This window comes from Kitasatospora sp. NPDC094015 (assembly GCF_040304075.1).
GTDB lineage: Bacteria > Actinomycetota > Actinomycetes > Streptomycetales > Streptomycetaceae > Kitasatospora.
Genome location: NZ_JBEOUL010000021.1, coordinates 1 through 11,287 on the forward strand (window position 1 = coordinate 1; position 11,287 = coordinate 11,287).

General features: G+C 70.9%; 8 protein-coding genes and 1 pseudogene. 6 read left to right on the forward strand and 3 right to left on the reverse strand.

Annotated features, from left to right (window positions below):
* From ABT014_RS23095 to ABT014_RS23105, 3 genes and pseudogenes are all read right to left on the reverse strand, one after another.
* A pseudogene (locus ABT014_RS23095) lies at nucleotides 1-1,358 on the reverse strand (sugar-binding protein); the annotation flags it as partial.
* 142 nt (nucleotides 1,359-1,500) lie between these two features.
* Nucleotides 1,501-5,733 carry a LamG-like jellyroll fold domain-containing protein gene (locus ABT014_RS23100; protein ID WP_350640923.1) on the reverse strand — a complete coding sequence of 1,411 codons (4,233 nt, stop codon included), beginning with the start codon at nucleotides 5,731-5,733 and terminating at the stop codon, nucleotides 1,501-1,503.
* Between the two features lie 699 nt (nucleotides 5,734-6,432).
* Nucleotides 6,433-6,894, reverse strand: a complete 462-nt coding sequence (locus ABT014_RS23105) for an NUDIX domain-containing protein (RefSeq protein WP_350640924.1) — start codon at nucleotides 6,892-6,894, stop codon at nucleotides 6,433-6,435.
* A 16-nt stretch (nucleotides 6,895-6,910) separates the two neighbouring features.
* On the opposite strand from ABT014_RS23105, the gene ABT014_RS23110 reads away from it, so the two are divergent.
* The 6 genes from ABT014_RS23110 to ABT014_RS23135 all read left to right on the forward strand — a co-directional run bounded on the left by ABT014_RS23110 (nucleotide 6,911) and on the right by ABT014_RS23135 (nucleotide 11,067).
* Complete coding sequence (locus ABT014_RS23110) at nucleotides 6,911-7,690, forward strand: GntR family transcriptional regulator (RefSeq protein WP_350640925.1); 780 nt, start codon at nucleotides 6,911-6,913, stop codon at nucleotides 7,688-7,690.
* Between the two features lie 629 nt (nucleotides 7,691-8,319).
* Nucleotides 8,320-8,598 (forward strand): hypothetical protein, encoded by a 279-nt coding sequence (locus ABT014_RS23115; protein ID WP_350640926.1) that lies wholly within the window; start codon nucleotides 8,320-8,322, stop codon nucleotides 8,596-8,598.
* The gene (locus ABT014_RS23120) at nucleotides 8,595-9,506 is read left to right on the forward strand and encodes a DUF2637 domain-containing protein (RefSeq protein ID WP_350640927.1); all 912 of its coding nucleotides are present in this window, start codon (nucleotides 8,595-8,597) and stop codon (nucleotides 9,504-9,506) included. Before ABT014_RS23115 ends, ABT014_RS23120 begins: the two co-directional genes overlap by 4 nt.
* A gap of 73 nt (nucleotides 9,507-9,579) precedes the next feature.
* Nucleotides 9,580-10,029: a hypothetical protein gene (locus ABT014_RS23125; protein ID WP_350640928.1), complete on the forward strand. Its 450-nt coding sequence runs from the start codon at nucleotides 9,580-9,582 to the stop codon at nucleotides 10,027-10,029.
* A gap of 42 nt (nucleotides 10,030-10,071) precedes the next feature.
* Nucleotides 10,072-10,797: an NUDIX domain-containing protein gene (locus tag ABT014_RS23130; RefSeq protein ID WP_350640929.1), complete on the forward strand. Its 726-nt coding sequence runs from the start codon at nucleotides 10,072-10,074 to the stop codon at nucleotides 10,795-10,797.
* An 84-nt stretch (nucleotides 10,798-10,881) separates the two neighbouring features.
* Entirely contained in the window at nucleotides 10,882-11,067 is a 186-nt protein-coding gene (locus ABT014_RS23135; RefSeq protein WP_350640930.1) for a hypothetical protein, read from the forward strand.
* Nucleotides 11,068-11,287 lie beyond the last annotated feature (220 nt).

Genomic DNA, 11,287 nt, shown 5'->3' on the forward strand with positions numbered 1-11,287 from the left:
TGCTGGCACCACGAGGAGGCGAAGTCGGCGCCGTTGCAGGGCTCCCCGGCGTTGTTGCCGAACACCGGCACCGTGTACACCGACTTCGTCTCCGGCTTGCCGCTGGTCCAGTTGGGGAGGCGGTTGTAGCCGAAGTAGTAGGTGGTGCCGTCGGTGGTGGTGGCGCGGAAGTACTCCCCGTCGTTGTCACCGTTGCCGCGGGCGCCATCGCGCAGGCGGACGACCTTGGTGTTGTCGTCGCCCTTGAGGCGGAACTCGTCACCGGAGACCGGGATCAGCTCACCGGAGTGCCCGGCGAAGCTCATCGTCGCGTTGTCCGTCGCCCAGCACAGGTCACCCGGCTTGTTGGGGCCCGTCTTTGGCGCCCCGTCGTCCGCGCACGCCTTGTAGGTCCGCTCGACGAAGCCCGGGGACAGGTCGAAACCGTCACCCGCCCAGGACGCCTGGTTGTTGGTGTTCGCCGTACGGCCGTCGACCGCCCCGGAGCTGTAGGACAGGCCCAGCTTGGGGGTCAGCCCGCCCGGCATCGCGGTCAACGGCATGTCGTAGGACCACGCGAACGAGCCGCTGGTCAGCTGGGTGGACCAGGACGAGGCGGAGGAGAGCGGGGTCGCCTTGTAGTCGCCGCTGGGGCCTGCAGTGCCGGCCGTGGCGGCGAGAACCGTCGCGCCACCGGCGACGGACTGCAGGCTCATCCCGCCGACCGGGATCGGCGCGGCGAGGGTGACCGCGTCCGCGCTGACCGTCTGCTTCTCCAGATCGTTGCCGCCCGGGAGCGGGGTCTGCACCCGGCACTCCGGCCGGTCCGGGGTGGTCAGCACGCACTCCGGGAGCTGTACCAGGTGCAGTCGGGAACCGAAACCGGCGCCGCCGGCCTGAGCGAAGGCGCTGTAGTCGACCGCGACCTTCGCCTTCGCGCCCTCCGCCGTACGCGTCGCTGACACGCTGACCAGCACCCCGGATATCCCGGCCTTGCGGGCGAGGTCCTGACCGAGGACCTGGACATCGGCATCCTTGGGAGACGTTCCCACCGCGGTAAGGCTGACGGGCAGGTCGCCGGCCCGCACCGCCCTTCCGGCCTCGGCCGGCACGGCGACCTTCGCGCTGCCGGCGTCCGGCCAGGCGGCCCGCCCGGCCTCGGGGGCGCTGACGGTGGTGTCCGCCGAGCGGCTCTTCACCTTCCCGGCCGAGCCCTTGACCGGCTTCTCCGGCGAGACCGCGGACGGCTTGGTCCAGTCGGCCGCGGCGGCGCCTACGGCCAGTGGCAGCGTGGGCAGCAACGACCCGACCACAGCCACGGCCACCGCGGCCGCGACCCTGGACCGGGACCGCCGCCCGGCAGCCCTCTCCCTACTCATGCGTACTCCTTCGATGTCGACGATGACGGCGCCCGTCGATGACCCGGCCCGCCTCGCTGCCCTCCGACAGGCCGTCAGGACCGCCGGAGGACAACAAGGCGGGCCGGAGAACACACGGTTCTCCGGCCCGCAGAAGGGTCGGTCAGGGGCCTGTGGTCGAATCCAGCTCGGTGCCGTAGTCGGCGAGCCTGACGATCTGGGCGCTGCTCAGCACGCCCTGGAACGCCCACACGTCGTCCAACTCCCCCGAGAAGTACTCACCGAAGGTTCCCGCGGACCTGCCCCGGCCGAGCTGCAGCCCACCCGTCGCATCGAACGGCCGGATCGCCTGCGCCCATGAGGTGCGGCCGGTGCAGTCCGTGGCGCCGGTGGTGCACGCCTGGTTCTCCAGGTTGCCGTTGACGTACAGGCTCAGCCGGCTGGACAACGCGTCGTAGACGACGGTCAGGTGCGCCCAGTTTTCCGGCACCGTCGGGTCCTGGGAGTGCACCACGACGGTCTGGGCCGTTCCGGCCGCGTCCGTCCCCGAGAGCACGGCCTGCCACTCGCCCAGGTGCTCCCCGGTGGTCGGGTCGTCCTTGAGGTAGTGCCAGCGCACCGTCACCGCGTCACCGGTGGTCCCGCCCTGCGAGAGGACCGTCATGTTCCGGGTCGGGGAACCCGCCATGGTCGCCCAACCTGCCAGCGTGAAGCTCTGGTTGGTGTGCACCGGGGCGGTGGCGGTCGCCGCGTAGGCGGTGCTGCCGTTCAGCTGCAGCGTCCCCTGGTCGAGGTAAAGACCACCTGCGGCGTTGATCGTCGCACCGCCGTTCAGCACCGCACCCCGCGGCGCCGGACCCTCACCGGGGCTGGCCGTCGGCGAACCGGAAGCCGTGTCGAGCTTCCACCGGCCTGCCAGTTGCGGGCGCTGGACGACCAGGTCCGCCGCCTCCGAGCCGGTCACCACGCGGTCGTAGACCCGCACGTCGTCCACGTCGCCGCCGAAGAACTCGGCGTTGACGCCTTCCCGGTTGACCGCACCCACCTGCAACGGCCCCGGATTCGCCCACGGCGCGGTCTGCGTGTAGTCCGCCTCACCGACCAGGAAGCCGTTGATGTACAGCCGGGTCTTCCTCGCCACCGCGTCCGACACACCCAGCAGATGCACCCACTGGTTGTCCGTCCCCGAGAAGCACGGCACCCCGTTCACCGACGTCCCGGGCGCACAGTCCGCCTGCGCCGCCCGGACCAGGGTGTCCGCGGAGGTGTCCTCCTTGTACCGGCCGAAGATCCACTTCTTGCCGTACGCCGAGTAGTACAACGAGAACTCGTTGTTGTGCTGCCCGTTCTGCGTCACGGCCATCTTCGCGGTCGTGTCGCCCGCCGCCGGTGCCGGCAGACGCACCCACGCCGCCACCGAGAAGTTGCGCGTCCCGTCGACCTGCGGCCGGGCGGTCCGCGCGTAACCGCTCGTCCCGTCGAAGTGCAGCGCCTTGGCGGCCGTACCGGGAACACCGGCCTGCACCCCGCCGCTCGCGATCAGCGGGTCGGACTCCGGGAGCCCGACCGCCGGAGCGGCACTCTCGTCCAGGTGCCAGACGGCCTTCGCCGGGAGGCCCGTGGTCAGCGGCCGGTCGGCGGCGGAGTCGGCCACCTCGGTGGCGGACAGCGCCCGGTCCCAGACCTTGAGTTCGTCGAGCGACCCCTTCCACGGGTCGACGTACCCACCCATGTAGCGGAACCGCCCGAGCTCCAGCGGGCCGCGGGAGGCGAACGACTTCGGGGCCGGGGCCTGTGCGGCCAGGGCGCCGTCGACGTAGAGCAGCACCTTGGCCCCGGCCGCGTCGTAGACCCCGGTCAGGTGGGTCCAGGTGTTCAGCGCCGCCGGCGCCGTCCCGATCGCCGGCTGCCAACCGAATCCGTCGGCCAGGTCCGCGGTGTACGTGGTGAAGGCCCACTTCCCGTTGCGTTCGCCGAGGTCGAAGAAGGCGGTGTTGCCCGCCGACTGGCTCACGGCGGTCCGGGTCAGGCTGATGTCGGCAAGGTTGGCCCACACCGAGACGCTGAAGCTCCGGTCGGTGTCGAGGACGGCACCCTCCGTGCCGGCATACCCGTCGGAAGTGCCGTTGAACGCGACGGCACTGCCCTGATGGCCGGGCGCACCCGCCGTCGCACCCGGACGCAGTGCCAGCGGGACGCTGCCGCCGCCGCCCGCGTAGCTGCTTCCGCCCGTCTCGTCCAGCGCCCAACCGGTGCGCTGCGGCTGACCGTTCAGGACGTTGAAGTAGTAACTCTGGGATTCCGAGACGTTACCGACGCCGTCCACGGCCTGGACCGCGAGCAGGTGCACGCCGGGCGTCTGGGGAAGCAGCTTGATCGTCCTGGCCGCACCGCCCGCCGTCGCCACCTCGTGGGCGGCGGACGCGCCCGAGTCCAGGCCCCACTGGTACTTCACCACATCGGTGGCGGTCGAGCTCACGGTGAAGTCGCCATACTTGCCGACCCCGTCCGTCCAGGGCAGCGCGGCCGCCGCGTCCGTGGATCCGGGGTACGACGAGGAGGTGACCTTCGGGCCCTCGGGGCGGGTGGTGTCGACGTTGAAGTAGCAGACGGTCGGGTCGCCGTCCGAGGACCACGGCCCCCAGCTCGCCCCGTCCCAGGCCCGCATCTCCCAGCCGTAGGAACCACCGACCGAGGCCGGCAACGTCGGCAGCGACACCGAGAACAGCGACCCCGATCCCTTGAAGGAGTTGCCGTTCGGGGCGGCGCCCTCACTGCCCGTCGACCACCACCGGCGCTTGTAGCCGGAGCTGCCGTCGTCCCACGCGACCGCGAACTGCACGCCGACGGCCTCGCCGTCCGGGTCGCTCGCCGTCGCGGTGATCTGCGGCCAGTTGTTGATCCCCACACCCGTCGACGAGCAGACGCTGCCCGGCGACATGGTCAGCTGGTTCATCGGCGTCTGCCGGGGCGGCAGGTTGTAGTACACGCGCAGGAAGGCGTCGTCGGTCAGGCGCTTCCAGCTGTTGCTGTCACCCTCGTTCTCCGCCTTGAGGCCGAACGTGGTCCACGACCAGCCCCAGTTGGCGGCGTCCTGGACCAGGTCCTTGACCCCGCCCGAGGTGCCACCGAACTCCAGCCAGCCGCCGGGGCAGCTTCCGCTCCAGCCCTTCGCCGCGCTCATCGTCTGCAGCTTGCGGCTCCAGAACCCGGACGCGTTCTGCGAGTTCCAGTTCGTGCCCGAGGACACCCAACCGGTGCTCCACAGCTCGATGTTGCTCGGCGAGCACGACCATGAGTGGCTCTCGTACGTACCGAACTCCGCGCTCAGGATCTGCTTCCCGACAAACGTCGACGTCGGAATCTGGAAGAACGCCCGCTTCACGTCCGCCGGCGCGCAGCGACTGGTGTCGCCGCAGTAGCCGACGCCCCAGTCGTGGACGTACGTGCTGTTGTAGGTGAAGTGCCAGTAGGCCTGGGAGGCGTAGTAGCGGGAGACACCGGCCCAGTCGGCGGCGCTCGGCGTGTTCCACGCCGGGTCGATCATCACCGGGAAGACGGTGCCGGGGTCGTCCAGCATCGCCTGGTCCGGGGTGAGGACCAGCTTGTCCTGGGCAGCGGGCAGGTCGACCTTGATCCGGGCGACCTTGGCGCCGTCGCCGGGGACGAGCCCGTCCAACGGGTCGCCGGAGGTCTGCGCGGTGGCCGGGGCCGCGGGGGCGAGCAGGTTCTTGGCCTTGGAGGCCGGCGCCGAGCGCGCCGTCGGCGAGGTCAAGGCGCTGGCGCCGGGCGCCCCGGCCACCGGGCGGGAGGAGTCCCACATCACCGGAGTGGGTGCCTCGAAGACGGTGCCACCGCCGCTGCGGTCCACCGCGGACAGCGAGCCGTCCGCGGCCTGTCCGACCTTGAGGCCCTCACCCGCCAGACCCAGCCGCAACTGGTCCAGCTCAGGGTTCTTCGCGGCCTCGGCGCTGTGCACCACGATGATCTGGCTGAAGCCCGTCCGCGTCGCGGTCAGCCTCAGGTCAACCTCCGGCAGGATCGAGCGGTACTCCGCCGTGCTGCCCTCCACCACCGGCTTCGGCAGTGCCTTCGGCCAGCTGAGCTTGAGCTCCTTGCCCCGCGAGGCGATCCGCACCAGCGGCTGGGAACTCCCACCACCGGAGAACACCACATCGGCCGTCGCCGCCTTCGGCGCCACCGAACCGTCCGCGCGCACGGACAACACGGGATCGATGTCGACCCAGCCGCCGGCCCTGCGCACCCGGTGCGGCTGCACGTACGTCGTCGCCAGCAGCCGACCGTCCGGCTGCGCGACCACATCGGCGGTCTCGGTCCGCTTCGACACCACCTCGACCGGTTTGCCGGTCCGCTTAGCCTCCGCGACGGCCGCCACCTCAGCAGCGTCACCGGTCGCGGACGACGCCGGATCGGCGGCCGGGGCCGCCTCCACGGCATGGGCGGCCGGAGGTGTCCAGGGGACGACCCCCCCTCCCAGGAGGGCGCCTGCCACCACTGCCGCGGCGACCCAGGCGGGTATGGGTCGTCTTCGCCCAATCCGTACCGACACTGCACTCCTCGAATGAGAATCCGATTAAGTCAGGTGCATGGTGTCGATGAATTGATCGATCGTCAAAATGATTACCAAGAGGGGGGCATAGGATTACAAAGCCCATGATCCACTCCAACTCGGACATCGCGGAGCGGCGCGGCCCACCGGCACCGACCGGCCGATGAGGCGCGGTCCCGGGGCAGGCGGCGACCGACCCGGCCGGCACCCGGAACGCACGGAGCCCCGGACCGAGGTCGGTCCGGGGCTCCGGTGTACTGCTCACGCACTGTGGGCGCAGACGGTTTCGAACCGCCGACATCCGCCTTGTAAGTTCGACCGGAGGGAGCAGCAGCCAGCGCGGTAACCGCTCCGGGCTCGACCGTCGGTACCTGCAAAGCTCCGGTTGACCGCCCAAGTCTGCCGCTGTTGATGTCAGAGACTGATGTCGGAATGTCAGGCACGACCGCCGCACGACCTCAGCGGCGGCGCTCTCAGGCTCCAAACGGCCAGGGCGGCGCAACACTGTGCCGCTGTCACTGCCAGTCAGCCAACCAGGCGCCTACCGTCATGGGCTCGTACGGCCGGGGCACCTTCACCAAGGGCATCGCGCAACCGAACCGAGTACATGGCACCCATCCTGGCTGCCGCTTCCTCGGCTGGGATCCACTGGACAACAGTGGACTCCTCAGAGACGGACGGCGTACCGCCAACCGGGCGACACCTGAAGACCAGGGCCACGACTCCCAGAGACATGTTCTTGTAGACGCCGGTCAGCCGTTCCACCTCTACCTCGACACCGGTCTCCTCCAGTACCTCTCGGCGAACCCCAGCCTCGACCGACTCCGCCAGCTCCAACACTCCCCCGGGCGGCTCCCACGTGTTGTTGTCCGCGCGGCGGATGACCAGCACGTCACCACCGTCCCGCACAACGACGCCGGCCACCGACACTGAATGAAGCGGCGTTGACCGGCCCTGCTGCGTGCTGTTACTCATGTATATGAGCATAGGAGGTTCCACCCAGATGAGGAGTGGAAGCGTTCGCGAGACATCAGCGCCTCGGTACCTGCAGATTGCCGAGGACCTCGCGGAACAGATCCAGAAGGGCGTTCTGCCCCCTGGCGAGCAGATCCCCAGCGAGTCTGAACTCATGGACCGCTACAAGGTCGCCCCTGGCACGGCCAGGAAGGCAGTGGCCGAGCTGCGCACCACGGGACTGATCGAGACCCATCACGGACGCGGATCGTTCGTGAAGTCCCGCCCGCCGGTCAACCGTAAGTCGTCGGACCGGTTCCGGCGCTCCCACCGGAAGGCTGGCAAGGCGGCGTACATCGCTGAAGCGGAGCAGGCTGGAGCCGCACCGTCTGTCCGCGTCCTCTACATCGGCCCGACCGAGGCACCAGCCGAGATCGCCGATCGTCTCGCCATCGCCCCCGGCACTCAGGTGTTGGCGCGCCGTCGGCTCTACTTCAGCGACGGGGTGCCGACCGAGGAGGCCACCTCCTACCTACCGTGGGACATCGCGAAGGACATTCCGGAGCTCTTCGCGGAGAACCCCGGGGGTGGAGGGATCTACGCGCGGCTTGAGGATCACGGCCACACCCTGGCCGAGTTCACCGAGACCGTCCGAGCGCGACTGGCGACCAAGCCGGAGACGACGGCCCTGAGCCTCAGTCCTGGCGCCCCGATCATCCACCTCACCCGCAACGCCATCTCCGAGGCGGGCCGGGTGGTCGAGGTGTGCGACACGCTGATGGCCGCTGACCAGTTCGTCTTGGACTACCGCATCCCGGCCAGCGACTGATCAAACCCGCTCCGAACGCAACCCTCCGCACCCTCCGGGGCACGGGGGGTTGACTTATATACAGGAGCAGGCCACTCTGATGCATGTCACTCCTCTACATAAGTGCATGAGCACTCATGTAGAGGAGATGGGGCCTTCTTTGGGCTGCTCTGACCTGCACCAACGCACTGCCCGCTGAACAACTCAAGAGCGTGATCCACCACCGCAGTCCGCCTGTGACCGCGCCAGGTCGGGGTGAGTGGAGACCAGTCGGCAGAGAAGGGGCGCACGCCCTGACACCTCGGACCGCCCTTCAGACGGCGGCCGTACATGGGACACGCAGCCGACTGAGAGGAGCTACCGGCCTCTCCAAAAAACGACGCGGCCGACCTTTCGCCGGCGACGACCTCCGGGAGGGATCTCCCCGGAGCGAGCAGGCCCCGCGTCCATCTGAGACCGAACCTCTTGCTTCACCAGTGATCACGGTCCTCGATATCCCCGCGCACTCATGCGTGCTGTGGCGGGTGTCGGGGGTCGTGGCCGCTCGTGTCGATCGAGCAGCCGGGCCCGACGAGTCGGGGCCGCCGCGCAATTCCTTGGCCGGAGCGCGGCAGCCCCTCGGGCCCACCCCATCTAGGAGAGGTTGTCCCGTGAAGTCGATTGTTGCAGGGCAGTACGCCGCCGGTCCGGAGGAGTTCGCGGAGTTGGCGTTGGGTGTGGACGAGGTGCTGTTCGCCGGTGTGGCCGGTGAGTCGGTGATCGAGCGCGCCGCCCGGTTGGACGTGGCGGTGGCGGTGTTGGCGGACCTGCGCCGGGAGGACCCGGAGCTGGCCGCCTACGCCGAGCGCCTGATGGGCGCCGCCCCGGTCCCGCTGACCGCCGCGCGCCGCTCGGTCCGCCCGGCTGCGGCGCTGGGGGTGGCAGCGTGAACCGGGCGGGCAAGTTCTGGATGGTCGCCGCGCTGCTGGGCGTGGTCGGGATGGCGTTCCGGGTCTCCTGGAACGCGCTGAAGGACATCGCCACCGCGATCGGCGCCGACCCGACCGCCGCGACCGTCTACCCGCTGGTGATCGACGGCCTGATGGCGCTGGCCCTGGTCGCCGTGCTGATCCTCACCGGGGCCGACCGCCGGTTCGCGCTGCGGGTCCTGGTCGGCTACACGGTCGCCTCGCTGGTCCTCAACTACACCCATGGACTGGTGACCCTGCACGGCGCTGGTCGGGCCAAGCTGGCCGACTGGGCACCCGCCCACTGGGCGCTGGTGCTGCTCGCCAGCTCGCTGCCGGTCGGGTCGATCGCGTTCGGGTCTGACCTGGTCGCCAAGGTCCTGCACCACCGACCCGAACCGGCAGAAAACACCCAGAGCACCGTAAATCGGTCGGTTTCTGACCTGCCCGAACCTGCCGACCCGGACCTGTTCGGGTCGGTGTACGAGTCGCCCGACCCGGCCCCGCCGGTGGAGCCGACCGTGCCCGCCCCGGTGGTGGAGCCGGTCCGGCCGGTCAAGGCGGTCGCGGCAGTAATGAGTCGGCCTCGCCGGGCGACCGGCACGGTGCCGCAGTCGGCCCGAGCGGCCCGGTCGAGTCGGACGGCGGACGAGTTGCTGGCCGAGGCCCGCACCGCAACCGCCGGGTGGTCGGCCGAGGACCTGGTGGCCGACCGGATCCGGGGGGCGGTCCGCACGTCGTCCGCCAAGGCCCGCGTCCTGCGGGACGCGCTCAAGGCCGAGCGGGCCGAGCAGGCCGCCCGTCCGGGCCTGCACGCCGTCCCCGACACCGAGCCCGAGGCTCCGGCCGAGCCGGCCGACGGTGAGGACGGTCAGGAGCGGGCGTCGTGACCGCCCCGGCCGCCGCCTGAACGGCCCACAGTCCCCCAACTCCCGCGCACCACAGCATCTTTGGAGATCCGCCGTGAGCTTTGACCGCGCTGCCCGCTTCGCCGTCTCCTACGCCCTGCTCCGCTCGGCCGCGGACGTGGCGGACCACTGGATCCAGACCGACCACCAGGCCGCCACCAAGGGCCAGCACGACCACACCGACGGGCAGTCCAGCGCGGCCGGCCGCCGAGCCTGCGCCGCCCACGTCGCCACCTACACCGCCACCCAGGCAGCCGCCCTGCTGCTCGGCACCCGGGTGCTCGGAGTGCGGCTGCGGCCCGGCCCCGTCGCCGCCGGCCTGACCGTCTCGGCCGTCACCCACTACATCGCCGACCGGCGCGAGCCTTTGCGGCGCCTCGCCGACGCCACCGGCGGACGGGCGTTCGTGCGGCTCGCCGACCACGGCCTGAACGGCGCCTACCTGCTCGACCAGGCCTTCCACCACGGCATTGAGACCATCGCGGCCGCCATCGCCTCCGCCTGAGTGCCCGTTCCGAACCCATCACGAGCCCCGGAGAGATCCACCATGAACGAGATCGTTCCCGCCGGACCGCGTAGCTGGTCGGTGATCTGGCCGCAGTACGCGCCCGTTGACGTGACGCCGCCCGAACTGCGGCCGGCCGCGCTGGCCGCCGACGTGCCCGACTGGGCCGAGGGGGCGCCGACCCCGACCGACGTGCACGACTGGGACCAGCGGCGCCGCGTCGCGCTGGTGCCGTTCGACCTGGACGGGCGGGGCTGGCCGCTGCACCCGCTCGGCCGGACCGGCTGCACCGGCCGCAACCTGGGCAAGTGGGGCGAGAACGCAGCCGCCGACCCGATCGTGGTCGCGGGCACCGGCCCGGCCCGGCGGGTGCTGCTGATCACCCGCTCCGACATCGGCGTGGAGGCGATCCCCGGTGGGATGGTCGACCCGGGCGAGACCGCTCCGGCGGCCCTGGTGCGGGAGCTGCGGGAGGAGACCGGGGTGGACCTCGCCGGTCACCACCCCGTGATCCTCGGCCGGGACATCGTGGACGACTGGCGGCAGTCGGACCACGCCTGGGTCGCCTCGACCAGCGCGCTCTACCTGCTGCCCGCCACGGTGGCCGCCGTCGGCGCCGACGACGCCCTCGAAGCGACCTGGTGGCCCTTCGCCAGCCTCGACCAGCTCGACGCCGCGATCACCGCCGCCGGACGGACCCTGTACGGCGCGCACCGCCCCCTGCTGCGTCGCGCCCTCGACCACCTCGACCGGTCGAACGAGGGCTGACGGTTGCCCGTCCCCGCCCGGGGTGCCGGGCGGGGGTGGGGAGCCGGGACAGACCCGGCCCACCCCGCAAGGAGTGTGCCGTCCATGGCGCAGGAGCCCGACCACTACACCACCGGTGAGATCGCCCGGTCCGCGTGGATCATCGCCAAGGCCGCCGTGACCGCCGCGCGTGGTGGCGACCCCTCGAAGTACGACCGGCAGATCGACCGGTTGCAGGCGCGCGCCGTCGAGCGGGAGACCGCCGAACAGGCCGCGCGAAACAGCAGGTGACAACCCCGGGGCGGCCGCACCGCCGGCAAGCATCGTCGGCCGCCCCGGGTCCCCATCCAGCACAGCTTCAACTGCGAGGAAGGAACCACCAGTGAACCAGCCTTCCAGCACCACCCCCGACACCCCCGGTGTGCCCGGTGGGGTCGTGGTCGACCTGGGCAAGGCCCGCGCCCACCGCACCGCCGCCGGGCCGTCGCAGGCCGGGCCCGTCTCGGGCGTC

Bases quoted from the DNA above. Each gene is read 5' to 3' on its own strand.
- ABT014_RS23105 (WP_350640924.1), bottom strand. From the start codon at position 6,894: ATGCTCATATACATGAGTAACAGCACGCAGCAGGGCCGGTCAACGCCG.
- ABT014_RS23110 (WP_350640925.1), top strand. From the start codon at position 6,911: ATGAGGAGTGGAAGCGTTCGCGAGACATCAGCGCCTCGGTACCTGCAG.
- ABT014_RS23130 (WP_350640929.1), top strand. From the start codon at position 10,072: ATGAACGAGATCGTTCCCGCCGGACCGCGTAGCTGGTCGGTGATCTGG.
- ABT014_RS23135 (WP_350640930.1), top strand. From the start codon at position 10,882: ATGGCGCAGGAGCCCGACCACTACACCACCGGTGAGATCGCCCGGTCC.